The following is a 25,919-nucleotide window of genomic DNA, read 5'->3' on the forward strand; positions in this document are numbered from 1 at the left end:
AGGAGAAAAAGAACGATGAAAAAATTATTATATTTATTCGCACTATTTATTGCGGCATTGAACCTGCGACCTATCATTACTTCCGTGGCATCCATGATGAGCATGATTCAAACCGAGCTAGGTATAAGCGCGTTAACAGCAAGCCTTCTGACTACACTGCCTGTCCTGTGTATGGGATTATTTGCTCCCGTCGCCACCACGTTAAGTCAGCGGCTCGGTTTGGAGCGAACTATTTTTATCTCGCTTCTTCTCATCACACTGGCCACTGCACTACGCAGTGTAGATCAATCTGTTATCGTACTACTTGCTACTGCTTTAGTCGGAGGGATTGGCATTAGCTTCGCGGGACCGCTACTATCAAGTTTTATTAAAAAGTATTTCCCGGCAAGCCCAAGCATAGTGAGTATTTACTCCGTATCGATGACGATTGGGGCAGCATTGGCATCCGGATTAACCATTCCGATTTATAATCAAAATGAACACAATCTTTCACTAGCCTTGTCCTGCTGGGCCGCTTTTGGTTTCATTGCTGTGATCTTCTGGACCTTACTCATTCGAAAAAACAAACCCTCCAGCAGCAGGTCACAACGTGTTAAACTGCCTCTGGGCAATAAAAAAGCGATTCAATTCACTTTGTTTTTTGGCCTCATGGCCAGCATGTTCTATAGCTTGACAGCTTGGATTTCGCCAATCGCTCTTAGCTTCGGATACAGCGCACCAAACGCAGCGTTGCTTCTGACCGTGTTTACATTGATTCAAGTTCCTGTTGCATTACTGATTCCGAATCTTGTAAACCGCTCAGGCAAGATCAAACTATGGCTTGTCTTGTGTAGTGTCTCAGAACTCATCGGTTTAGTGTTACTTTTGTTGCCTGTGCCCATGCTACCAGCCGTTATTTTTCTAGGTATCGGGGCTGGTGGATTGTTTCCACTAGCGCTGATGCTACCCATTATGGCAACAAATACGGCCGAGGAAGCAGGGTCGTGGTCAGCAATGTCACAGATGGGAGGTTATATCATGGGTGCCTTCGGTCCACTTGTTATTGGATGGATCTTTGATCTCAGCGGACGATTTAACGTATCCATTATTGCCATGCTGGTCATTGTAATGCTAATGATTAGTGTACAGTTATCCATGAACATGGGGAGAAAAGCTGTTGGAGCTCCTAAGGGTAATGAAGCGCAAAAAAGCTGATAAGAAAATTACCAAAATCAGGTTCGATCATTGAATTAGAGCGCTTAAGCTGTTACAGATCCTACACAAATTCATAGTACAAATCGCCGCAACCTACTGTTTGAACAGGTTTGCGGCGATTGTTCATTCTATGCTTGTTCTGCAGCCTCCATAATGATTTCCCCCAGCGTCGGGTGAGGATGAATGGTCATGGCCAAATCTTCAACTGTCGCTCCCATTTCAATAGCAAGAGACAACTCGGAGATCAGCGTAGAAGCATCAGCCCCGACAATCTGTGCACCTAATACAAGCCCCGTCGTAGCGTGAGCTACAATTTTAACAAAACCTTCGGTTTCCTTCAGAGCGAGTGCACGGCCGTTGATGGAAAAAGCAGATTTTCCAACAACAGTAGGAATGGATTTCTGTTCACATTCCGTCTCGCTAAGACCAACGCTAGTGATCTCCGGATGTGAAAACACGACTAGCGGAATCGCCTTGTAGTCGATGATCGAGGGTTTACCTGCAGTTGCCTCAGCTGCAATTTTTGCTTCATACGAAGCTTTATGAGCTAGAGCAGGGCCTTGAACGATATCTCCAATAGCATAAATATGCGGGATGGATGTTCTGCACTGCGCGTCAATCTCGATCAAGCCTTGTGGAGTAGGGGAGAGACCTATATTTTCAAGACCTAAAGTGCCGTCTGTGTTCGGTTTCCTGCCGACCGTAATTAACGCATATTCCGCTTGAACAACTCCGTGATCATTCAGACGTGTATAGTGGAGATCGATGTGACTCGTATACTGGTCTGCTCCCGTAACTTTAGCTCCGGTTAAGATGGTTATGCCGTCCTTTTTTAGTTGACGAATAACAGGTTCAACAAGCTCTGCTTCGAATCCGGGCAAAATCTGTTCACCCCCCTCAAGCATCGTAACTTTGGTTCCAAATCTCGCAAACATCTGACCGAGCTCCACGCCAATATAACCGCCCCCAACCACAACTAGGCTTTCGGGAATTTCCGGCAACGATAGCGCTTCGCTGGATGAGAGGATTCGTCCGCCAAAGGGAAGAGCACTTATTTCAATCGGACGGGAGCCGGTTGCCAAGATGAGGTTCTTAAAGACTATATGGCGCTCACCCTCTTCAGCATGATGAATCGCGGCGGTATGTGCATCTATCAAGTTTGCTTCACCTGCCAGAACAGTAACGCCTGCCGTTTTGAGCAAAAACCGAACTCCTCCAGACTGCTTATCCACCACGGCTTGCTTGAATGCCTGAGCCTCCTGAAAGGAAACGCCTTGATCGATAGCGCCCCATTGCCTGCGTAAAGAAAAACGCTCTGCTTCACCAATTAGTGCTTTGGAAGGGATACAGCCTACATGCGTACATACGCCGCCGATCTGCTGACGCTCCACGACCGCTGTTTTCATCCCGAGTTGTGAGGATCGTAGTGCGGCCACATAACCTCCTGGCCCTGATCCAATGACCAGTGTGTCTACAGCTTCTAATGCATTCATAGTGGGTACCTCCGAAATAAAATATGATGATTATAATATATTATAATCATCATATTTTAAAGGGGTCAATACTCCATTTATGATCACCTTTCCTCTGCTGAAAGTACTGATCTATGAATTGACATTAAATAATATGATAAATATAATATTTTAAAAACGATCGATATATACAGACCTAGGCAAAAAGGAGAGGAAGCACGATGCCTTATCCGAAAGGGCACAAACTCAAAGTTCGCAACCATATCATTACTAGTGCGGCTAAAGCATTTCGAACCCACGGCGTTCGAAATATAAGTCTTCCACATATTATGAAAGGTGCCGGACTGACACACGGGGGATTTTACTCTCATTTTGAAAACAAAGATCAGCTTGTGAAGGAGACCTGTCATTTTGCTATTAGTGACACTATGGAGATGCTACAAAAAGTTGCTGATAAAAACAAAAATGAAGATCAGTCTGCAATTGAGGCTGTCATTGATTTTTATTTAGGCTCCTTGCATCGAGATCAAACGGAAGTCGGTTGTATCCTACCTGCACTGTCAGGTGAAATTTCTCAGCTATCGGAGGAAATACGGCAGGCTTATACACGAGAGTTACAGCGTTTTATTACGTTTATTACAGAGTTGGCTGAAATAGATACTTCTGCCGGTTATGCGCTAGTGAGCAGTATGGTAGGAACCGTTGCTTTGGCACGTGCAGTCAGTGATTCAAAGTTCAGTGATGATTTGTTACAAGCGGGCCGTACACAGGCCAAACAAACGGTGAACACTGGCTCCAAGTAACATCCAAATGAATTGATGAGTCAGATGAATGGGGGATTGATCGAATGATCATTAGAGAAGCGAGAACTTCAGATTATGCACAATTGAGAGAAATTTATTTGCATTCCCGGCGGGAGAGCTTCCACTGGGCTAATGCCGATGAGATGACTCTTGAAGACTTTGACCGGGATACATCGGAAGAAGAGATCCTTGTGGCAGAAGCAGGGGATCAAATCCTTGGATTTGCTTCACTATATGTGCCTGACCGTTTTGTTCATAATTTGTTCGTACACCCGAAAGCGGCCGGGAAAGGTGCAGGTAAACAGTTACTCCAGCAATCGATAGCCAGATTAGGGACACCCGTCACGTTAAAGTGTGTTTCAGACAATCATAAGGCGCTGTCGTTCTATAAAAAGCAGGGCTGGAAGACCGTTATTGAAGAGGGTGAACCAGGAGCGAAATACTGGGTGCTTGTATATGAATAGACTCTAAAGTATATTTAGATGATTTTTGATACTTAGTTACAAATATGAGATGAGGGATCAGAAGACATGAACATTCAACAAATAAACAAAAACGGAGTATCCATAGCTTACGTCACGAATAACGAAACACTAATCTCGGATGTGCAATCGGCCTTGGACTTAATGGCAACCGTTAGATATGAATTGGACTCCAACCTGATCATCGTTAATAAATCGGAAGTTAGTGAAGCGTTCTTTGATCTGAAAACACGTCTGGCTGGTGAAGTACTGCAAAAATTCATTAATTATCAGACCAAAATTGCGATTATTGGCGATTACTCAGGCTATACCAGCAAAAGTCTGAAAGACTTTATCTACGAGAGTAATAATGGTAATGATATATTCTTTGTGTCAGACGAACATCAGGCTATTGAGAAATTAAGCAGCTTGAAAGCATAGAGCCAACAGATCGACTGTGTGGTCAAAATAAAGTATGAGTGTTCCTTCGATTAAAAATAATCGCATGATTGAAAGACATATCTTATTTTCATTTGCATGCAGAAAATGTGGTTATACATCCATTTCAGGCAGGTGAGAATCAAGTGTGTCTTTTTTACATTTTATAAAATCAACTTAGTTTATCCAATATACAAAGTTTCGTAAACATGTTATTATCTCACCAAGTTCAAGTAAAAGGTGGTGCAAAGCTTATAATGGATCAACATCTTAAACGAGCGATCCTCAGCGGAAATACCTCGCTTGGTATTGAATTTGGATCAACACGGATCAAAGCTGTTCTGATCAATAACACGCATGAAATCATTGCTTCCAGTAGCTATGAATGGGAAAATCAGTGGAATAATCATTACTGGACCTATCATCCCCATAAGATGGTTCAAGGGTTGCAAGAAGTTTATGCTCAACTGAAGCAGCAGGTTATGAACAATTATGGAGTGATGCTGAACAGCATAGGCTCCATCGGTCTATCCGGCATGATGCAGGGTTATCTTGTTTTGGATAGCGCGGGAGAACTGTTAGTTCCCTTTCGGACTTGGCGTAATCTCACAACAAGTACAGCAGCAATGTTGTTAACCCGGGAATTCCGGTACAAAATTCCGGAGCGCTGGAGTATTGCGCACCTGTACCAGGCGATCTTAAACGATGAAGAGCATGTAAGGAACATTAACTATATAACAACGTTGTCGGGTTACATGCACTTTCTTCTAACAGGGAATAAAGCCATCGGTGTAGGGGATGCTTCCGGCATGTTTCCGATCAATAGGGCGACACGAGGATACAATGAAGGGATGATCAGGCAGTTTAACGAATGGATTAGTCATAAAGAATATCCATGGAAACTGGAAGATCTTCTACCTTCTGTATATTCGGCTGGTGAACATGCAGGCTATCTTCATGAAGCCGGTGCACGTCTCATCGACCCGTCTGGCGATCTACAAGCAGGCATTCCGTTCTGCCCTCCGGAAGGGGATGCAGGAACAGGCATGGTAGCTACGAATAGTATCCATACAAGTAGCGGCAGTCTATCCGCAGGAACATCTATTTTTGCTATGATTGTTCTGGATAAAGATATAGGGGTGTATCCCGAGATTGACATTGTGACTACACCGGATGGAAGTCCTGTTGGTATGGTTCTTGCCAACAATTGCACTAGTGATATCAATGCATGGATCAGAATTTTTCATGAGTTTTATGAAGCATTAGGATATAAAGCTGACGCCAGTCACTTGTTCCATGTTCTGTTTAATAAAGCCCTCGAAGCAGACCCGGATGGCGGCGGTTTGCTAAGTTATGGTTACTATTCGGGAGAAAAAATTACCGGTATGACTCAGGGGCGTCCGTTATTTGTTCGTTCTCCAGAGAGCCGCTTTACACTCGCTAATTTTATGAGGACACATCTGTTCAGTGCGTTTGGCACATTAAGGATCGGAATGAACATTTTAACGCAGAAGGAGAAAATAAAGGTTGACCAGATCTTGGCACATGGCGGACTATTCAAGACGCCCTTCGTTGGCCAGAAAATGTGTGCAGTTGCACTTAACGTTCCCGTATCTGTCATGCCGACTGCTGGTGAGGGTGGTGCATGGGGTATAGCCATATTAGCTTCCTATATGGTTTGTAAGGAGAAAAACGAAAGTTTGACAGATTACCTCCATCTGAAAGTATTCAAAGACATCGAAGCCCTGAAGATTGATCCGGACATTTCTGATGTGAACGGGTTCAACCGCTTTATGGAAAGGTACACGAAAGGAATAGCCATTGAGCAAGCAGCAGGCGATCATTTACAGAAAAGAGATGAAATCCATTGACTGAATTCGTTTGGGGAATATTCGCAGTAGATGCCTCTGCACACTTTCCTAACTTTTTTCCTATTGGCATGTACAGCACGAGGGAAGAGGCCGTGAAAGAAATCGACACTTTACCCCGAGATCACAATTATCAATTGCTGCGAATGCCGCTGAATCATAACTTTGCGTTTTACCACAAAAAAACGGGGAAGCTGGCAGGAATGGATTCAATCCATCACGAACATTTCCATTTTAAGGATGAAGGTTGACTATAGCTCTTATTTTTCAGATGGACTAGACTATGCTCAAACGTTCTGGAGGAAAATCTTGTAAGATAGGGGCGATGTACGTTATGAATAAAACGATTCTGGAATTTGTGACTTGGGCTGAGTCAAACGGATGGATTGTAACTCTTAAATCCGAACGTGACCTCCATCTAGATCCTCGTTTACTCACTAGATACACGGATATTCCCGCGGAGTATACAGCGTTTTTGCGTGTGGTCAACGAATGTATGACACCTAACGAGCAGACGTGGTTTCTGTGTGAGGCTGACTACAACGATAAGGAGTGTCAGCCTAATGAATCCATGGTACAAAAAGGTTTTATTATCCACAGCAGTAATCTGCAGCTTAAGTATGGTGTCTGTGAATGCATCGGCGTATATGGCAGGTTCTTCTAAAGCGGGACAAGAGAGCCTTATGTCTCCTGATCTAATCTGGAAAGAACACGTTCGTACAAATGCCAAAACGATCACATCGGTCAAACTGGAAAAAGAGGATGAATACAATGATTTGAAGTTTCTGAAGTCTGTTCTAGCAGATAAACAAATCGTTAGCTTGGGCGAAGCTTCGCATGGTGCCTCTGAGTACAATTCGATGAAAGTGCGGTTAGTTCAATTCTTGCATGAGGAATTAGGATTTAACGTCATCGCATTCGAGTCTAATCTTTCGGATACAGCTACTGCGTATTCACAGGTACATCAGACGACGCCGGAACAATTGATGAAAAATTCTATTTTTGGTGTGTGGCAGGTTAAAGAAAACTTGCCTTTGTTTGAATACATTGCAGCGCAGAGCAAGACCGATCATCCATTGATTTTAACCGGATTTGACGCTCAAGGCCCAAAGGAATCTTTCATTACTTTCATCAAAGATTGGTTCGCCCAAGTCGATCCAAGTAAAGCGAGCGGTTTTGCTCAAACGGAACAATGGTATTTGAAAATGAACACGATTACCGACATGGATGAATTCAACAAGCAAAAAAAGAAGATCAAAGAAAAATATCTAGCTCTTCAACAATTCGTAAGCGAAAATCAAGATGAATTACATCAAGCACAGCCCAAACAATCCGAATTGGTGCCCTTAATTGAACGTGTATTGCAAAACCGTTTGGATATGCTGGATAGCTATCATCCGCACATCATAAACATGTTTGCTGGAATTGACCCTGAGAAGCAGTTACAAATGGCGAGTTATGAACGTGATCGCGTTATGGCCTATAACCTGACTTGGCTTGCCAAAACGGTATATCCCAATGAAAAAATGATCGTATGGGGACATAACTATCACATTCGTAAACACAATTCTACGATGATCACAGAGCATAACGGTTATGATTTTGACGAGAATCCATATCCCACCATGGGGGAGCTTCTGCCTTATTCACTGAAACAAGCTAATTATGTAATCGGTTTATTTGCTTACCAAGGAAGCTCATCCAAAAATAATGGCGAAGAGGAACAGGTTCAATCTCATGATAAGGGTAGCCTGGAAGATATTCTAGGAACGGAAATGGAGGCAGCCCGATTTATAGATCTGAGAGACCAAGCATTAAGCTCAGCGACGGAATGGCTGTTCACACCTCGCATAGCCAAGGCGTGGGGCGTATTGGATGAAAAGATGATCCCTCGTGATCAGTACGATGGAATCTTGTTGATCCGCGACATTCATCCTTCAACAAAGTAGAATTAGCACAAAATCTAATTTTTGCAAAAAATCTAAGGATACCTAACGAACTAAACGAGCCGAGCAAGTGGAGGAAAGTGCTCAGGACGTTTAAAAAAGCCGCTATTGAGCGGCTTTTTTAATTTTGGTTTAGATTAGACTTTTTTACAATGTCATTTTTCAAAATATCTTTTTCCGGAAAGTTATTGATACTTCTGCTTATCTTTGAATAATGTCTACAATCTGTTTAAGCGCCTTTTTCGCTTCAGGTATAGGAAATACCGGGAAGACATGATTCATTTTTGGATACTCAAAATAGTTTATGTCAACCGACTGACGGGCAGCTTTTTCTCTGAATTTTCGAGCATCCGGAAGGAAAAATTCATGTGTACCAATAAACAGAGAAATCTTGCCCAGATTTTTAATCTCTCCATGAATAGGACTAACTAAATAATGAGTTCGCGGGGTTTCACCAGCGTACCTCTTTCCAGCTTCAACCAGCATGTCCCAATTCAACATCGGCTCTTTATCAATCATGGCAAGGACTTGAGGGTTATTTAAGGTGATATCAAGCCACGGAGAGAGTAGAATAATGTCTTTAGGCTGTGGCAATTCTTGCTCTAATAAATATTGTGCAAAGGCTAAAGAGAGACCACCTCCGGCAGAATCGCCCATGATGACCATATTTTCAGGTTTCGCTATTTTTAATATATGCTGGTACACCTTAAGGACACTTTCTATTGCAGCCGTATATTGATTGTCCGGAGCTTTCGGGTAGATTGGCACGAAAACCGTGCAATTCAATTGCTCCCTTAAGTTGTGTAAGAAATGCCAGTGCCAAGTTAGTGGTTGCTCAACATATCCTCCGCCAGGCAAATACAACACAATTCGTTCGTCGGAACGAGAATTGGATTTTAGTATATACGTATCCAAAGGCAGGTTACCGTCTTTAGTGATATTGTACTTCTGTTTAAGTTTAGCAGGGACCTGATAGGATTCGCTATTGATTTGACTGCGTTTCTCCATAAATTCATTTACGTCCAGCTTTTTTTTCGTGATTCTTAGCAATACTTCTACAAGAAAACTTCGTATACTCCGCATCATAATCGACCTCCTGTAATGAGAATACTTGATTTTAAACATAAAAGATATTTAAATATAATTTAGTATCATAAATATATATTTAAGGATAAGAGGGATGAACATGAATATTTCACAGTTGCAATATTTGATTTCCGCTGCACAATGGGGTTCATTTACGAAAGCTGCAAATGTGCATCATCTTACCGTACCAACCATTAGTCAGTCGATCAAACAATTGGAAGAAGAGCTGAATACCGTTATTTTTCACCGAACAAAAAGGGGGGTCTTTCCAACAGCAGAAGGGGAATTGATTCTCCAGCATGCGGCAGCCTTTCTCAAAAATATTGAACATATGCAAGGTGCATTGCTTACTCTAAAAGAAGAATCCTTAGAGAGTATTACCATCTCCAGCATTCCGGGTTTTGTTCCTCAAGTGGTGCAGACGATGCTGGAATTGATGAAAACCTATCCGACACTTAGAGTCCAGATGATCGAGGGGGATACGCAGAAGGTAATGAAGGACGTTCAAGAGGGTCATGCCAATATGGGTTTGCTATCGTACCCAAAAAGCCAACGGAACACTTTATTTGATTGGGTCCCAATTGTTGAAGGTGACGCAGTATTGATCATGAACACCCGTTCACCTTTACGTTTTTTTAAAACGATATCGCCTGAAGACTTACATAATGAAGTATTTGTCCTATATAAAGACGAACAGATCGAAACAATCGCACACACATTAATGTCCGCCAATCATACCAACCGTATCGCCTTGATCACCAATAATATGGATGCATTATGTCAAATGATTGTTTATGGGAATGCCATCACGATCGCTCCCGATTTTATATTAAATGCGGTATCTTCGATCTATCTGGAACAATTAGTTACGGTTCCTTTGCAACAATTCAGCGCAGAGAAAGCCGTTCTAGGCAGAATCACACGAACAGATGAACCGATTTCTAAAATGGTGGGAGAATTTACAACCAAGCTGACAAATCTCGTGCAAAACACAAAAGGCTCTTCGTTGGATTAATCCATCGCGAGCCAGAGGAATTCATTAGGAAACACAATCAATATGCCTTCAGTGCTCAATTGGAGGGATTGTATCAAGCGTGGGCTGTGAAATATGCAATTTCAAATTCTCGTCGATTGATGCGTAAAAGATGTCCTCACTCTGGAGTCCCCGAGCAATAAGTTGTTCATCTAGCCAAGCTTCATCCTTGTTGACATATTCCAATACACGTTTTGAGACGTTGCCCTCAAGAATCAACGGATAAGCGATGCTTTGGTCTGTCTTCGTTAATCCTAAATCTTCGACGGTCACACTAGCCTTTAATGGGCTTTTGTGAACCGTCAATCTTCCGTTTGCCTCCAGTATCGCGAGCTCAACCTCTTCCATATGAAATATATCTTTTTCACGCAACATTTGAAGGATGTTATCAATGGAATAACGGACTTGATGTAGATTGGAAACAATTAAATTTCCATTCGATATGACAACGGTCGGCTTAAATGTAATCCATTTGCCGAATGTTTTGTATTTGATCACCAGCAAAGAAACGATTCTTTGCATAAGTCCAATAAAAATAATGGCATAACCTGTAGGAATATGCTCTATCTCAGGGTCTGCAATATCTGCACCTACTACAGCTCCAAGTGCAAGTACCACGAGAAAATCAAATACAGGCAACTCCCCGATTGACCTTCTTCCCATAACAAGCCCCATCACTAGAAGCAGGGGGAAAATGGTTACGATCCGTCCTGTAACGAGAAGGAGATCTTTAGCTAATTCCAATTCGTTTCAACTTCCTTTTAATTTGGATTTCTGTTGTCTGCGAATGCTTTGTATACACTATTTCCAATAGAAGAGGAGGATAAACGCTAGGAATTGCTGTGGATTTCACACCACGATTCGGTTTACGACGTATGGTTTATAACTTGCTTCCGATAATGTTGAGGCGTTACCCCCATCTGTTTATGAAAAATGAATGAAAAATAACTTGAACTTTGGAAACCGCATGCAAGTGCAATTTCACTTACGGATCTTCGTGTTTCTTTTAACATTTCACAGCTCTTCTGAAGACGATATTGCGTCACATAGTTATTGGGTGTCTGGCCTACATATTGATTAAACAATGTACAGCAACGACTCCTGCAAACCGCCCCGGCAGTTGCAATGTCTTCAAGTGATATTTTTTGATCATAGTTCTGATGAATAAAGCTTGTCATCTCCTGCACATGCGTTAATACGCCTGATTGTCGGGAAACAAACTGCAAGTGATCCCCAATAGCCGCACACAAAGCTAAGGCCTGTGACACTAAGCGAAAAGGATTCGGGGTAAGATGTTCCGTGTACATCTCCCAATAGATTTCCTGAATGGACTGTAACAGGCTTTTCTGCCAATCAATTTGATTGGTGAGAAACATATAATCCGTCATCATGTGACCGAATTTTTGCTCCCAATAAGATTGTAAAAATGACGTCTTCTCACCAAGGATTGAAGGATGAATGACAACCACAAGGAATACACAATCGCTGTGATCTGCAAGCGAGTAGCCGAAGTGCAAGCGCTGGCTATTCACGAAAATACCTTCCCCTGGATTCAAACGTGTAACCTTTCCATTCACCGAAAAATCCATCGCGCCTTCCAATACATAAATAAACTCCAGATCGATATGCCAATGAGCAACGGCTGCTTCGTTGTTAAATTGATGAAGATTTCCTTTTCTCACATAAAGCGGGAGATCAGGAAAATTATATTTTAAACGTTCTGACAAATCGGAGAACACCTCTAAATTGGTCATCCTAATCCCCCTTAGCTAAAACATACGATATTGATAAAATTATAGCCAATTCTGATGGAAACAACAATGTATATATCCTATTCTTACATTAAGGCGAATCAAAAGGGGACAGAATATTCGTGAATAAACCAATGCATCTTGGAGAATTGGGCAAGCGAGAGTTTAACAGGGAGTTGATGACACTTGTAGTTCCGATTGCTTTGCAGAATCTGATCTCGGCAACGGTGATATCTGTGGATGTCATGATGTTGGGGGTGATAAGTCAATCGGCCATGGCGGCCGTGTCCCTTGCAGGACAAATCACCTTTGTATTAACCTTGTTTTACATGGGGATGTCGGCAGGGGCAAGTATTCTCACAGCACAATATTGGGGGAAGAAGGATACCCCTGCCATACAGCGCATTCTTAGTATTGCCTGCATGTTCTCATTATGTATCTCGATTTTATTTTTTATGACCTCTTTATTTGTTCCGGAGGCACTTATGCGCTTATTTACAACCGACCCTGAGTTAATTCAATACGGCTCCAGATTTCTACAGTTCAATTCGTTTTCTTATCTTGTGATGGGTTTATCCCAAATGTATCTCAGCGTAATTAGAAGTATGGAGAATGCCAAGATCGGCGCCTGGATTAGTTCTCTATGTTTGATCTTGAATATTCTCTTTAATGCACTGTGTATATTTGTTTTATTCCCCTCCCAGCCTGAACTGTCCATTGCTGCAGTAGCTCTAGCCACCGTATTGGCCCGGTTTATTGAACTGGCCTGTTGCATCATTCACTCCTTGACCAAAGGAAGCATTCGTTTTCGTTTACCGGTATGGGATCGCATTGAGGGGAATTTATTAAAAGACTTTCTCCAATATACACTGCCAGTACAGGGCAATTATATCGTATGGGGCGGAGCACTTACGGCTACGGCTGCCATTATAGGTCATGTAAACTCCGATATGGTAGCAGCAAACTCGATTGCGTCTGTCGTGAAAAATTTGGCGATTGTTCTCTGTGGAGGCATTGCCGCCGGAGGTTCTGTACTTGTAGGTAAGTATCTAGGACAAGGAGATATGGACAAGGCCAAATATGCAGGCAACCTCATGTGTATGTATGCTTTCGTTTTTGGAGTCGTTGCAGGCTGTACCATCCTGGTAACGAAACCTTTAGTTTATTCCTTGGTGAATTTAAACCCCATTGCCCAAAGTTATCTGGATGGTATGCTCTACATTAGTGCATATTATTGTGTCGCCAAATCGTTTAACGCTACAACGATAGCTGGCATATTTCCGGCTGGTGGAGACTCCAAATTCGGTTTATGGTGTGATACGGTGGTCATGTGGTTTGTTATTCTCCCGCTTAGTTACTTATGTGCTTTTGTTTGGCAAGTGTCTCCCATTTTCTTATACCTTGTGATCAGCTTGGATGAAGTTCTGAAATTACCTATTGCTTTCATGCGATATCGTCAATTGAAGTGGCTCAACAACCTAACTAGAAACTTTGCATAAATCTACTTTAGTCAAAGATAGATAAATGCAACTAACTCTAATAAATATCAGCTTTTTATCAAAGGAGAACGTGTAATGAATATTCAACAGCGTATGGCAAGTAAACAATTATTTACAGATCATGATGCGAATTATCCGGAAGAGGCTGCCGAATTAGCTCATGCCCGCCAGCGAGGCAAAGCGTTATGCTACGAGATCAATAATCTGCACCCGGATGATGTGGAAATGCGGAAAATACTAATGAAGCAGCTCTTTGGGAGCATGGGAGAGAACGTATGGTTGGAGCCGCCTATTCGCATGTCCTATGGTACAAATACATCCGTAGGTGATAACGTGTATATCAATTTCAATCTCACTGTAGTTGACGACTACAAAGTCACAATCGGCAATGATGTCATGTTCGGCCCGAATGTTACGATTGCGGTAACGAATCATCCTGTTCACCCACAAAGACGCAAGGAAGGTGCAATGTTTGCATTACCTGTCGTGATTGAAGATGGGGCGTGGATCGGAAGTGGAGCCATTATTTTACCAGGCGTTACGATTGGCAAAGGAAGTGTCATTGGAGCAGGTAGTGTGGTAACCAAAGATATCCCGGCTAACGTAATCGCGGTTGGAAATCCATGCAGGGTTCTTCGAGAGATTACGGATCATGATCAAGAATTCTACTATAAAGATATGCGGTTTGATCAAGTAGAGTGGTAAGAAAGGACTTTTCCAATGAACATATTGTATTGTCTTATTGCAGGAATCATACTGATTTTCGTCATTAGAGCGATAGTTCATTCACAGTACACACACAAGATGGCAAGTAAAATGAACAAACAATTCAAGCATAATTTTAATGAAGATACCTACCATAAGGATCAGCAGAATGAATCTAGTTAGTAATCATGCACACGTGATACAACTACAACAGACACCTCTGTATATTTCGAAAACGCCTTGTTGACAGTATCCGTCTTATTTTGTATGGTGTTCTAAAATATAATCTAATTGAGAATGATTATCTTTTAGAACAGAAGAGGGGATTACAAATCATCTAATGGACGTTCAAAAACTTATACATATTTGGAATCAGGTCATGGTGCGCGTGTTGGATGTACGGCTAAAACAGACTGGCATTGATGATGATTTACATCAATACCGCTTGCCGGCTAGCGCTTTTATATTCGTTATGCAAGGACAAGGTGAATTATGGGTCGACAATGAAGTATGGCTCTGTGACCGGTTTTATGTATTACACGCCGGTAAGGGAGCTCGATTAACCGTTCGTAGCCGAGAAGATCTGAACGTGTATATCGTACTGTACAAAGCAGTTCTTCCCGCTTCCTCCTTAAGAGAATTCCACATGATGATTCAGGAATCAGATCCGTTTAAGGAATGTTGGGGTTTCTCTCCCGCAGAACCTCTTGTCATGCTGGATTTGCTTCAAACAATGCGCGAACATTGGTTAAAACCTGATGACGGATTGACCCGACTTGTGACAAAGGGGGACTTTATCCGTTTTGTCCATGCTGTTCTGCAGGAAAGCGTGCACAGAGATGGCGAGCTTTCCTTATCAGAACAGATCGTCCGACATCTGTCCAGAAATTACCGACATTCTTTCTCCTTAGAAGCTCTTGCTAGACAATTAAATTACAGCCAGCAATACATATCGAGAAAATGCAAAGAACAGACCGGTCTAAGTCCGCTGGATTACGTTATCCGTTTCCGAATGGAAGAAGCAAAATCACTGTTAGCTGTTACAATGGCAACTCAACAGGAGATTGCTTCGCATGTTGGATATCCCGACCTTATGTATTTCAGCCGTATGTTCAAAAAGTACACCGGCATGACACCAGGACATTTCCGCAAACAATATGGCCAATCCGTTTCAGATCATGCAAGGAATACGTCAAAATCATCCGTTGTTCTGAACGACAGAGTACGTTATCATTTCCAAGTAAGTGATATTGATTATCAATTTCAATGGAAAGGTGAGCAAAAAATGACCAGAGTTAATCAAAGTTTCTATGCAGCGCTCCTGTTATGTTTAACCATGATCGTAACCGCTTGTGGCGGGCAAGTAAATAGCGGGAGTACAACGGGTAACGCTAACGCTTCTACTAATTCTACCTCGACCTCTCAGGAGTTGGAATCTACGCCTTCTTCAGAGACCAAGATAGTGAAAACTGCTTTTGGCGATGTCGAAGTACCCGAGCATCCGCAGCGCGTAGCTGCAATATCGTATCTCGGAACTGTACTTGCGCTAGATGTCAAACCGATTGCTGGCGAATCGTTCCTGATGTCAAGTCCATATCTTGAAGGAATGCTGGATGGTGTAACAGATGTAGGAGACTCTGTAGAAAAGTTGCTAGAATTGCAACCTGATTTGATCATTACACATAACGGCCAGTCTGAAGTCGTTGAAAAATATCAAAAAATCGCACCTACGGTTTCCGTTCCTTACAATCAATTTGCCTCCATTCAGGAGGAAATGCTGTATTTCGGTGACTTGCTGGATCGACGGGATGAAGCGGAGAGATGGAACGAACAATTCGAGAAAGATACTGCTGATATTCGAAAAAAAGTTCAACAATCGGTTCCTGAAGGAAAAACGCTATCGGTTATGCAGGAGTACGATGGGACCGTGTTCCTTTTTGGTCCAAAGTCCGGGCGTGGCGGCAGGCTAATGTATGAAATCATGGGATTGAAGCCGCCTGCGGCGATTCCAGAAAATATGCTGCAAGAATCCTACTCTGAATTTTCGCTAGAGAATTTACCAGAATATACGGGTGATTATCTGATTCTTACAACCGAGGCCAGTTTACAGGAGTTACAGGCTGATCCCATTTGGGGCTTGCTGGAACCAATGCGCAACAATCGAGTATATCTATGGACCGAGAACCAATCCTGGTACCGCGATCCTATCGCATTGAACAAACAAATTACCCAGTTGACCGACTGGATCATTGAAGCAGCAACTCGGTAACGGTATTGAATTTCTAAATATATACGATATGCTCTCCTACAGTAATTGGGTGAAAAAGTCATCCCTATTGCTGTAAGGAGAGTTTTTTCATGCAAAAAAATTAAGAACCGAATTATACCCGGGTAATATTGACTTTGTGTTTTTACCCGGGTATAATTCATTAAGAAGATCATTAAAGGAGGGTTAACATGCAGGATTCACCTGTCGAAATAAACTGCACTGCCTTTGTAGGCAGAAAACATTTCGTCAAAGGAACATTACAACACGTTGTTAAAGTCATAAAAGAAAACTTGGAAGAGAATACACTTGTTGATTTGCTTGTTTTTGACGATTCTACTGGAAAACCGATAGATATTGATTTTCGAGGAAGCTTAGAGGATGTACTAGACCGTCTTAATAGTAAACCGGGACGAATAAAGGATACGAAAGAAAATGAACAACCCGCTCGCAGAGCCGGCCGTCCCAAACTAGGGGTAGTTTCCGGTGAAGTTACTTTGCTGCCTAGACAATGGGACTGGCTTAAAGCTCAACCCGGAGGTGCTTCGGTAACCCTGCGTAAACTGATTGATGAAGCTCGCCGTGCTGGGGAGAACGGAAATAAAGTTCGTGTGGCACAGGAAAACACGTATCATTTCATGACGGCAATGGCGGGTGATTTCCCTCAATACGAAGAGGCTTTGAGAGCACTGTATGCCGCAAATGAAGATCGCTTCTACGAATCGATTAAAGATTGGACACCTGATATCAGAGATTATATTAAGTCTTTGTCCAGTAATGCATTCACGCAGGAATAGAGGAGAACATCATAATGAATATGTTAAAAGTAAACGATATTGATATTGCTTATGACAGTTATGGCAGTGAAAAGAATGAAACCATTCTATTAATTGCAGGGCTCGGCACACAGATGATTCGTTGGACGGTTCCATTCTGTGAGATGTTAGCAGCACGAGGATTTCGAGTGATTCGTTTTGATAATCGAGATACGGGGTTATCGACCCATTTTAGCAATCATGCAACATTAGATTTCGAATCACTTGCCCAAACACTCATGTCGGGAAAACTTCCTGATCTTCCATATACCCTTGATGATATGGCTGCCGATACAATTGGATTGTTAAATGCCTTGGGGATCAAAAAAGCACATGTTGTTGGTCGTTCGATGGGCGGTATGATTGCCCAGCTTATGGCCAGCCAATATCCCGAGCGTGTCCTCTCGCTTACTTCACTAATGTCAACTACAGGTAACCCGGAACTTCCACCGACATCCCCGGAAGTCATGGCATTGATGACTGGGCCAGCACCGAATCCGATGGAGGATGAAGAGGGTTATTTGGCTCACAGCGTAGCTTTTGCCAAACGTATTGCCGGTACAGGTTACCCTTTTGAGGAAGACGCGTATCGTTCACTCATTCGAGAGGAAATACAGCGAGCTTATGATCCGGGAAGTGTTGGGCGACAGATTGCTGCAATTGCGGTTTCAGGTGATCGGCGGGCGCGATTGGCAAAAGTTAAGGTCCCAGCCTTAGTGATTCACGGTGTGGAAGATCCGATGTTTGTTCCCGCTTGCGGTAGAGACACGGCGGAAGCGATCAACGGTGCAGAATTGATGTTACTTGAAGGTATGGGCCATGATTTGCCGCAGCAGCTGTTTGAAACCGTTGTTGATGGAATTGAGAGGGCAGCCCGCAGTACACGCCCGTGATGAGTAAAAAGCCGCTTTAATAGCGGCTTAAACTGTATTATCTTTATTTGTGATAAGTCGCAGTAAACCCATGTTGTCCGAAACTTAATTATATTTTATGCTGCATCAACTGTGATCTTTGGGAAAACACCCAGACGGCAAACAGCATCACCAAAGCAACCAATATGCCGGATTCCCCTGTCCATAGATAGGCGTTTTCTCCGCTTGTGGAGAGATCAAATGAATCCTGAATCACGGCGTTCCAGGAAGCATGAAGGAGGATTGCTGGCCATATGCTACCTGTACTTAAACGAAGATGACTGATGACAAAGTTAAATGAACTGATCGTAATCAAAAATAGGATAATTGACAATCCGAGTGATGGTCCCGAATAATAACTCCCTAACAGAATGGCGGGAATATGCCACGCTCCCCAGATCAACCCGCTTGTAAGAATCGGTTTGGGCACACCTGCTGTTATTAATCTGGTAAGCATATAGCCTCTCCATCCCAGCTCTTCACCGGCACTGCTGATCACACCGAACAATGTACCAGCAAACATCTGATAAATAACAATTCCCATCAGAGCCCAGATAAAAGAGCCACTGGTGTGCACGTAGTCGACCAAGCCGGTTATCCAGGCGAATCCATAAGCTAACGACCCGACAACTACTGGAAATAGTAGCACAAAAGGAAGCGTTTTTAACGTTAATATCCCGCCAAATCGCAGAGAAATATCTGCAAAGCCTTCGCGCAACATAAGCCATAGAATACGGCTTAAGACGGTTCAGAAACGATCATTCTACAATTCGAGCGCATAAGCAAGGACTCGCGCTTGGCTCATGTCTGCCCCTTTATTCCACCAAATCTGCCATTCGTGCTGCTGTAAACCTTGATGGATGGCTTCCACACATTCCAAATATTCTTCTGGAAAGCTCGGTTGCTTATCCCCGCCATAGGACTGACGCCTTTTCTCGGAAGCACCGAGTAATAATGCGGCTTCCATTAATGCTCCCCGAGCACATAATGTTATTCCCAAACCCTCAACTCCACGAGAAAGAACCCAGGAACCGCGGTAGATCTGACTTGCAGCGATACATTTCTTGAAATATTCAACCGCTTGATTCATTTCCCCGCGTTTCAACGCGGAATACCCGAGACATTCGTACGGGCCAGATAGTTCCCATGGGTCCTTTACCATTTGGAAAAGACGCACGCTCTCTTCCAGCAAGTTGGAAGCCTCTGTATAACGTTGCTGTTCCAAACGAATTTTGCCGTACGCATGCAGTGAAGAAGCAAGATTCCAAGAGTCATTGATACTTCTTGCCAATTCTACGCTCTGTTGTGCCATTACCTCCGCTTTTTGAAGATCGTTCTGCCGAATGTAGATAAAAGCAAGCAAGCGAAGGGAAGAGGCAGACAGGGAATTGTCTTGTTGTTCACGGGCTAGCTCCACACTGCGTGTTGCAGCGTCCATTCCCGATTGGATGTTCCCTTGAACAAATTGAATGATGCCTAACCCGTGCCATGCTTTGGCACAATCCGTTGTAGAACCATCGTTTGATTCTTCTACATGCAAAAATCGTTCCAGCCAGAACAATCCATCCTTCAATCTGCCCTCGTGAAGCCAGAACCCATACAGATGGGCCGCCAGATGAAGACCCCATGCACGTGCGTGAACATGAGCATAGCACCATTGAAGTGCAGCACTTAAGTTGGCGTATTCCGTTCTCACAGATTCGATACTAAGCTCTCGTTCAATCGTTCTGAAGCAGGCTTCAGCCTGAATTAAATAGCCTTTGTAATATTCCATATGTCGCATAGAGAGGGTACTACGTTTTTCATCATCAGATTGTTCGTTCCATTTATCTGTGGCATATTCCTTGATTGCCTCCAGCAAAGAGTAACGAATAGAGCCATGGTGCGAATCAATCCCGGTGGAGACAAGAGACTTGTTAACCAGACCCGATAAAAGATCGAGCATATCTTCGACCGTAATAGGGTCTTTCTGGCCAGACAGATCCGGTTCACATATGCAGATTGCTTCTGCTGCTTCCAGCGTGAAACCGCCCGCAAATACACTTAACCTTTGGAGCAAAAGGCGTTCCTTGCCTGTCAGCAGATGATAACTCCAATCAATGGTTGAACGCAGTGTATGGTGCCGAGGACCGGCGGTTCGTTTACCTGAAGTCAAAAGGGTAAGCTGCTGAGTGAGACGTTCTTCAATCTGTCCCAAGCTCAACATGTTCATTCGTGCTACCGTAAGCTCAATCGCTAGAGGTATGCCCTCAATTTTCCGGCAAATTGCACCGATTTGCTTCAAATTTGAAAGCGTAGGCACAAAGTGCGGAACCAGAACGCTGGCTCGTTCCACAAACAGCTGGATCGCTTCATAACTCATCCATTCTGATTCAGTATGTACATCCGATAAGTCCTCCTGCGCAGGATAAGAGAGTGGAGGAAGGCGATAAACCAATTCTTCACTGATATTAAGAGGCTCTCGACTGGTGGTTATTATTCGTAGGTCTGGTGTTTCCATCAAAAGGAATTCCGCTACCTCAGCAATTGTATCAATGATATGTTCACAGTTATCAAAAATAAACAGCAGCTCATAATGACGTATCACTTCAATGATCACAGCTTCATCCGACATCTTCCCCTGGGTGGTCAGCCCCAATGTAGATAAAAGCAAAGGATATACGTCATGTGCATCATGGATTGTACCAAATTCAAACATATATATTCCTTGCGAAAAACGAGCTGTGAGTGTGGAAGCCAATTCGGTAGCAAAAGACGTTTTGCCAATCCCACCAGGTCCGATGATAGAAATCAGAGCATGATCAATCAATTTCTCAGTCAGCACTTCTCTGGAATGTTGTCGTCCGACAAAGGTGGAGGGTCGATTGCGTAATCGTACTGCTGCCTTGAACGGTGTTGTGGACACTTCTTTCACAGCCTCACGTTGCACAGTTTCACTTGCCATGAGGGTGTTGAACCATGTTTGATCAAAATCTGCAAATTCACGACCTGACGCCGAACGCGCTTCCGAGAATCGCTTGACGGTATTCCATAACATTGTAGCTTCCTCTATAGCAGCATCCTCTAGAAAAAGTCCTTCTTCCCAAAAAGCCTGAATGATCTGCTTCAGGCTTCCAATACTGGGGAGACGATCCCCATTCTCCCATTGCTGTACCGTCCTTGGATCTACGCCAGCTCGCTTGGCCAAATCCACTTGCCGCATTTTTTTAAAAGCGCCTTTCCGAGAAGGCCTTGTACGAATTTTTTTAATCCATTCATGGGGCCAATCATTTGTATATTTATCGTTTTCCATGACATCACCTGAATTTCATAGTCTAAGCAACCTGAGCACACGAACAAACACGAACTCATGTACATTCGTGTTCTGGATTGTAGCAGATAAAATAATTCATATCAACACCAATTAACTAAGGAGGTAACACCGATGCCTTTAACTCGCATTGTCGCATTGAAAGGTCGTTCAAACGAAGAGAAAACGCAGCTCAAAGAAGTTGTTTTACAAACCATCGTGGATAAACTGCATGTGCCCGCAAATGATCGTTTTCTGATTATTGAAGAACTGGATCGAGAAAATTTCAGCTTTGATCCAACTTGTCTGGATATCGAAAGAAGTGAGGGTTTCCTAATCATTCAGGTCACCTTGAACCTGGGTCGTCCTGACGAAATGAAAAAGGAGTTTTATGAAGCGCTCGCTGAAGAGTTACATCAGAAGGTGGGGATTCGAAAAGAAGATGTATTCATTAATCTGATTGAAGTTACCAAAGAAAACTGGTCATACGGCAATGGAATTGCTTCGTTTATTGTCTAGATCTGTAACAATGCATTCATTCCGTATATAAGAGAGGAAGTCATAACTATGTCAACTTTACTATATGTAACAGCTCATCCCGGCAACCCCGAGACATCGTATAGCCTTTCGGCTGGCGAGCAATTCGTACAAGCTTATCGTGAAAGTCACCCTCAAGATGAGGTCGTGCACGTAGATCTGTATCAACGCAATATCCCACACATCGATGCAGACGTATTGGATGCTTGGGGCAAACTGCAAACAGGCGGCACATTCAATCAATTGACTGAAATACAGCAACAAAAAGTAACTCAATTGAATGAACTTCTCGAAGAATTCGTGGCTGCAGACAAATATGTTTTTGTGACACCCATGTGGAACTTTTCTTATCCTCCCGTAATGAAAGCTTATATCGATTCCTTTTGTGTCAGAGCCAAAACATTCAAATATACCGAAAACGGTCCAGTTGGCCTGCTACAAAACAAAAAAGCGTTCCACATTCAGGCAAGTGGCGGAGTATACTCAACTGGTCCTGTAGCGGATCGGGAGAATGGCAACCGTCATCTGGAAACAGTACTTCATTTTGTAGGCATCACAGACGTTCAGCATCTGTTTATCGAGGGTGTATCCACAGCAGGAGAACGTGCACCACAGATCAAAGCCGAAAGCATTGAACAAGCGCGTAGCATAGCACAAACATTTTAATGCTAGATATAAAATAAAGCTGTAAAACAGGAATTACAATACGCCAAATTGTATCGCATCTCATTGTACCCATCACTCATTTGTCGGTTTATCCGTCATTTGCAGGATGGGTATCTTGATTCAAGGAGGATTTAGTCATGAAAGTAACTTACCACGGACATTCTGTAGTAAAGATCGAAACGCAAGGCACTATCATTTTAATTGATCCTTTTATTACCGGAAACGCACATACCGATCTTGATCCATCCACCATAGAAACAGACGTTATTCTGCTGACACACGGGCACGGCGATCATGTGGGAGATACCGTAGACATTGCAAAACGCAACAATTCACTGGTTATTGCTTCACCCGAACTCGCCGACCTGCTCGGATGGGAAGGCGTTCGTACACATGCCATGAGCATTGGGGGTGCGTATACGTTTGACTTCGGGCGAGTGAAATTGACACAAGCTTTCCATAGTTCAAGTTATGTAAACCATATTTCGAAAAAAATTACGTATACCGGCATGCCAACAGGAATTTTATTTACCTCTGAAGGAAAAACGGTGTTCCATGCAGGAGACACTGGCCTGTTTTATGATATGAAAGTGATTGGTGATCGCCATGCCATTGATCTCGCTTTTCTCCCCATTGGAGACAACCACACCATGGGACCCGAAGACGCGGCTGTGGCGGCTGAATGGCTTCAAGCCAAACAGGTGGTACCGATTCACTTCAATACCTTTCCGTTCATTCAGCAAAACCCGCATTCCTTTGTCGCGCTGTTGCCTAGTGGAGTAGGGAAAGTTCTAGAAGCCGGCGAAGGAATTGAACTCTGAGTCTCATTTGTATATCCAAACGGAATAATCGTTGTATTCTCAACAAAGTTCAGCTAAAATAAAGCTACAAATTTTATATCATGCTTGTTTTTATCCCCGGGTAAGAACGATAAAAAGCATTGAGTCTCAATCCCCACTAGGGCCTATGTAATGTAGGAGGGATGAGATTCAGTGCTTTTTTTGATAAAGAAGGAGGAGAGTACCGTATGCGATTTTTAAGTGATCACGATGTCAGACAAGGATTGAATGTACCTCAGGTGATACATTTAGTGGAAACAGTATACAAGGCTAGGAGTGAAGAGAACACGGAGACTTGGCCGACAATCTTCTACGATTTTCTTCCAGGCAAGGCAGATATGGATATCAAATCAGGATATTTGAAGAGTGATAAGGTATTTGGACATAAAACAATCACATGGTTTGCCGAGAATGAAGCGAAGCAACTCCCCACGTTGACGGGGCTTATAAACGTATTTGATGCCGATACAGGCAGATCCTTAGGCATAACCGAGGCATCCTATATTACGGGCATACGTACAGGTGCTTCGGGGGCAATCGGAGCAAAATACTTGGCAAGAAAAGACTCTGAAACTCTCCTTGTCGTAGGTTCTGGCAATCAGGCGATCTTCCAAATCGCTTGTGCCTTATCCGTGCTTCCGAACTTGAAAACGGTTTGTGTGGCCGGTAGGGACCAAGAGAAGCTGAGAACTTTTGTAAACACCTTACCACACCGACTTCAATCTGAATTTGGTACGAACTTAGAGAACGTTACGTTTGAAGCAGCAGAATCGTTAGAAGAAGCTGTAAAAAGCAGTGATATTATCATCACCGTCACATCATCCAGAACGCCGATCATTAAGAGGGAGTGGGTAAAAGAAGGCACACACCTTTCTTGCATAGGTGCAGATATGACGGGGAAACAGGAGATTGACTCCAGCCTAGTGTCACAAGCCATCTTATATGTAGATGATCGGGAGCACTGTATACACGTGGGCGAGATTGAGATACCGCTGAAAGAAGGCAAGATTACAGAAAGCCATATACGCGGTGAGATCGGGGATTTGATTTTAGGAAAAATAAAGGGAAGAACCTCAAACGAACAAATCACCATATTTGATGCGACAGGTATGGCGATTCTGGATATATATGCAGCGAAAACTGCATTGCAGACTGCAGAGGAACGAAATCTCGGCGTTAAAATTGACATCTAGGGAGAAAGAGAAATGACTTTTAACTATGAACATGTGTTACAAGCATATGATCGTATCAATAAACACCTGAAGAAAACACCACTTGAAGAGTCGTTCTATCTAGGCGATCTGAACAGAAGATACTTTTTCAAACTGGAGTCCTTCCAACGAGCAAAGAGCTTTAAAATCCGAGGGGCTTTAAACAAAATGATGACGCTATCCGAGGAAGAAAAGAAGAGAGGCGTTGCCGCCATTTCTTCAGGTAACCACGGTAGTGCTGTGAGCTACGCGGCTTCCATTCTCGGAATTCATACCGTCAAGGTGATCGTTCCCGAAACGACGGCCCAAAGCAAAATTGATAAAATGAACTATTTCGGGGCAGAAGTGATGAAATTAGGTAAAGATTTTGACGAGGCTCATACGCTCGGCATGAAGTACATTCATGAACATCATTTAACGTATATTGATCCTTACTACGATGATCCGGAGATTTATGGTGGACAAGGCACGATAGGCATTGAAATTTTAGAACAAAACCAGGATATTGATACGATCGTCGTGCCAGTAGGTGGTGGGGGCCTGATTACAGGGATTGCGGTTGCTGCCAAATCGATCAAGCCGTCCATTCGAATTGTTGGAGTGCAAACCGAAGCCTGCCCAGCCATGATTAAATCTTACGAAGATCATACTTTATATGAACAATATCCTAGCGAGGAATCCCTCTGTGACGCACTTCTTGGTGGGGTTGGAAAACTGAGTTACGAGATGGCGAAAGATTATGTTGATGATTTTATTGCCGTATCGGAGCATTCGATTGGCCGAGCCGTAAGTTTTCTGGCCAAAGAAGAAAAATACATTATTGAAGCAGGAAGCGCTACTGTAGTTGCAGCAATTATGGAACAGGGGGAACGAATCGGTGGTCGAAATGTCGCACTTGTGTTAAGCGGTGGCAACATTGATGGAGATGTACTCCTGAATATTTTATCTAAATACTAACACTTACACTTCATACTAAATACATGTTAAGTTATTTTCGGTGAATTATACCTGTAAATCAATAACCCTCTTACCTGTGGAGAGAACGCTCTATAGGCATGAGGGTTATTTTCGTTCAAACAACGTGTCATATTAACAATTTGTTATCGAAGCTATCGTTTTATCATGTTGA

The 25,919-nt window shown here is 43.1% G+C and carries 25 protein-coding genes; 19 read left to right on the forward strand and 6 right to left on the reverse strand.

What is annotated here, in order from left to right; all coding sequences use genetic code 11:
• Positions 1-15: 15 nt before the first annotated feature.
• The gene (locus BLQ13_RS03955) at positions 16-1,194 is read left to right on the forward strand and encodes an MFS transporter (protein ID WP_090916212.1); all 1,179 of its coding nucleotides are present in this window, start codon (positions 16-18) and stop codon (positions 1,192-1,194) included.
• A 128-nt stretch (positions 1,195-1,322) separates the two neighbouring features.
• Here the strand turns inward: BLQ13_RS03955 and lpdA are convergent, their stop codons facing one another.
• On the reverse strand, positions 1,323-2,687 hold the full coding sequence (lpdA, locus tag BLQ13_RS03960; RefSeq protein WP_090916214.1) for a dihydrolipoyl dehydrogenase: 1,365 nt from the start codon (positions 2,685-2,687) through the stop codon (positions 1,323-1,325).
• A gap of 200 nt (positions 2,688-2,887) precedes the next feature.
• On the opposite strand from lpdA, the gene BLQ13_RS03965 reads away from it, so the two are divergent.
• The 7 genes from BLQ13_RS03965 (at position 2,888) to BLQ13_RS03990 (ending at position 8,185) form a co-directional block, all read left to right on the forward strand.
• Positions 2,888-3,469, forward strand: a complete 582-nt coding sequence (locus tag BLQ13_RS03965) for a TetR/AcrR family transcriptional regulator (protein ID WP_090916216.1) — start codon at positions 2,888-2,890, stop codon at positions 3,467-3,469.
• A gap of 44 nt (positions 3,470-3,513) precedes the next feature.
• Positions 3,514-3,933: a GNAT family N-acetyltransferase gene (locus tag BLQ13_RS03970; protein WP_090916218.1), complete on the forward strand. Its 420-nt coding sequence runs from the start codon at positions 3,514-3,516 to the stop codon at positions 3,931-3,933.
• 66 nt (positions 3,934-3,999) lie between these two features.
• Positions 4,000-4,371, forward strand: coding sequence for a DUF4180 domain-containing protein (locus BLQ13_RS03975; RefSeq protein ID WP_090916220.1), 372 nt, complete (start codon positions 4,000-4,002; stop codon positions 4,369-4,371).
• A 254-nt stretch (positions 4,372-4,625) separates the two neighbouring features.
• Positions 4,626-6,239: a xylulokinase gene (locus BLQ13_RS03980; protein ID WP_090916222.1), complete on the forward strand. Its 1,614-nt coding sequence runs from the start codon at positions 4,626-4,628 to the stop codon at positions 6,237-6,239.
• Positions 6,236-6,487: a hypothetical protein gene (locus BLQ13_RS28650; RefSeq protein ID WP_090916224.1), complete on the forward strand. Its 252-nt coding sequence runs from the start codon at positions 6,236-6,238 to the stop codon at positions 6,485-6,487. Before BLQ13_RS03980 ends, BLQ13_RS28650 begins: the two co-directional genes overlap by 4 nt.
• An 83-nt stretch (positions 6,488-6,570) precedes the next feature.
• Positions 6,571-6,900, forward strand: a complete 330-nt coding sequence (locus BLQ13_RS28210) for a hypothetical protein (RefSeq protein ID WP_139168846.1) — start codon at positions 6,571-6,573, stop codon at positions 6,898-6,900.
• A complete protein-coding gene (locus tag BLQ13_RS03990) occupies positions 6,800-8,185 on the forward strand; it encodes an erythromycin esterase family protein (RefSeq protein WP_090916227.1) in 1,386 nt (461 codons plus the stop codon). The genes BLQ13_RS28210 and BLQ13_RS03990 overlap by 101 nt, the downstream gene beginning before the upstream one ends.
• 198 nt (positions 8,186-8,383) lie before the next feature.
• Here the strand turns inward: BLQ13_RS03990 and BLQ13_RS03995 are convergent, their stop codons facing one another.
• On the reverse strand, positions 8,384-9,268 hold the full coding sequence (locus BLQ13_RS03995) for an alpha/beta hydrolase (protein ID WP_244159209.1): 885 nt from the start codon (positions 9,266-9,268) through the stop codon (positions 8,384-8,386).
• A gap of 100 nt (positions 9,269-9,368) precedes the next feature.
• Between BLQ13_RS03995 and BLQ13_RS04000 the strand changes: the two genes are divergently transcribed.
• On the forward strand, positions 9,369-10,283 hold the full coding sequence (locus tag BLQ13_RS04000; RefSeq protein WP_167375630.1) for a LysR family transcriptional regulator: 915 nt from the start codon (positions 9,369-9,371) through the stop codon (positions 10,281-10,283).
• Positions 10,284-10,331: 48 nt separating this feature from the next.
• On the opposite strand, the gene BLQ13_RS04005 is transcribed toward BLQ13_RS04000, so the two are convergent.
• Positions 10,332-11,045 carry a DUF421 domain-containing protein gene (locus tag BLQ13_RS04005; protein ID WP_090916232.1) on the reverse strand — a complete coding sequence of 238 codons (714 nt, stop codon included), beginning with the start codon at positions 11,043-11,045 and terminating at the stop codon, positions 10,332-10,334.
• Between the two features lie 122 nt (positions 11,046-11,167).
• Positions 11,168-12,055, reverse strand: a complete 888-nt coding sequence (locus BLQ13_RS04010; RefSeq protein ID WP_090916234.1) for an AraC family transcriptional regulator — start codon at positions 12,053-12,055, stop codon at positions 11,168-11,170.
• Positions 12,056-12,174: 119 nt separating this feature from the next.
• Here BLQ13_RS04010 and BLQ13_RS04015 point away from each other — a divergent pair, with 119 nt between their 5' ends.
• The 5 genes from BLQ13_RS04015 to BLQ13_RS04035 all read left to right on the forward strand — a co-directional run bounded on the left by BLQ13_RS04015 (position 12,175) and on the right by BLQ13_RS04035 (position 18,230).
• Positions 12,175-13,551 carry an MATE family efflux transporter gene (locus BLQ13_RS04015; RefSeq protein WP_244159210.1) on the forward strand — a complete coding sequence of 459 codons (1,377 nt, stop codon included), beginning with the start codon at positions 12,175-12,177 and terminating at the stop codon, positions 13,549-13,551.
• A gap of 75 nt (positions 13,552-13,626) precedes the next feature.
• Complete coding sequence (locus BLQ13_RS04020) at positions 13,627-14,256, forward strand: sugar O-acetyltransferase (protein WP_090916237.1); 630 nt, start codon at positions 13,627-13,629, stop codon at positions 14,254-14,256.
• Positions 14,257-14,596: 340 nt separating this feature from the next.
• Positions 14,597-16,525, forward strand: a complete 1,929-nt coding sequence (locus tag BLQ13_RS04025) for an AraC family transcriptional regulator (protein ID WP_090916239.1) — start codon at positions 14,597-14,599, stop codon at positions 16,523-16,525.
• Positions 16,526-16,713: 188 nt separating this feature from the next.
• On the forward strand, positions 16,714-17,319 hold the full coding sequence (locus tag BLQ13_RS04030; protein WP_090916241.1) for a DUF2239 family protein: 606 nt from the start codon (positions 16,714-16,716) through the stop codon (positions 17,317-17,319).
• Between the two features lie 14 nt (positions 17,320-17,333).
• A complete protein-coding gene (locus tag BLQ13_RS04035; RefSeq protein WP_090916243.1) occupies positions 17,334-18,230 on the forward strand; it encodes an alpha/beta fold hydrolase in 897 nt (298 codons plus the stop codon).
• Between the two features lie 88 nt (positions 18,231-18,318).
• Here the strand turns inward: BLQ13_RS04035 and BLQ13_RS04040 are convergent, their stop codons facing one another.
• On the reverse strand, positions 18,319-18,969 hold the full coding sequence (locus tag BLQ13_RS04040) for a CPBP family intramembrane glutamic endopeptidase (protein WP_090916245.1): 651 nt from the start codon (positions 18,967-18,969) through the stop codon (positions 18,319-18,321).
• Between the two features lie 42 nt (positions 18,970-19,011).
• Positions 19,012-21,540, reverse strand: coding sequence for a tetratricopeptide repeat protein (locus tag BLQ13_RS04045; protein ID WP_090916247.1), 2,529 nt, complete (start codon positions 21,538-21,540; stop codon positions 19,012-19,014).
• A gap of 132 nt (positions 21,541-21,672) precedes the next feature.
• On the opposite strand from BLQ13_RS04045, the gene BLQ13_RS04050 reads away from it, so the two are divergent.
• The 5 genes from BLQ13_RS04050 (at position 21,673) to BLQ13_RS04070 (ending at position 25,747) form a co-directional block, all read left to right on the forward strand.
• Positions 21,673-22,056, forward strand: coding sequence for a tautomerase family protein (locus tag BLQ13_RS04050; protein WP_090916249.1), 384 nt, complete (start codon positions 21,673-21,675; stop codon positions 22,054-22,056).
• A 48-nt stretch (positions 22,057-22,104) separates the two neighbouring features.
• Positions 22,105-22,740 (forward strand): FMN-dependent NADH-azoreductase, encoded by a 636-nt coding sequence (locus BLQ13_RS04055; RefSeq protein ID WP_090916251.1) that lies wholly within the window; start codon positions 22,105-22,107, stop codon positions 22,738-22,740.
• A 137-nt stretch (positions 22,741-22,877) separates the two neighbouring features.
• Positions 22,878-23,561, forward strand: a complete 684-nt coding sequence (locus BLQ13_RS04060; protein ID WP_090916253.1) for a metal-dependent hydrolase — start codon at positions 22,878-22,880, stop codon at positions 23,559-23,561.
• Positions 23,562-23,767: 206 nt separating this feature from the next.
• Positions 23,768-24,772 (forward strand): ornithine cyclodeaminase family protein, encoded by a 1,005-nt coding sequence (locus BLQ13_RS04065; RefSeq protein WP_090916521.1) that lies wholly within the window; start codon positions 23,768-23,770, stop codon positions 24,770-24,772.
• 12 nt (positions 24,773-24,784) lie between these two features.
• The gene (locus BLQ13_RS04070) at positions 24,785-25,747 is read left to right on the forward strand and encodes a threonine ammonia-lyase (RefSeq protein WP_090916255.1); all 963 of its coding nucleotides are present in this window, start codon (positions 24,785-24,787) and stop codon (positions 25,745-25,747) included.
• The last annotated feature ends 172 nt before the right edge of the window (positions 25,748-25,919 follow it).

Source organism: Paenibacillus polysaccharolyticus, assembly GCF_900102085.1.
Taxonomy (GTDB): Bacteria; Bacillota; Bacilli; order Paenibacillales; family Paenibacillaceae; genus Paenibacillus; species Paenibacillus polysaccharolyticus.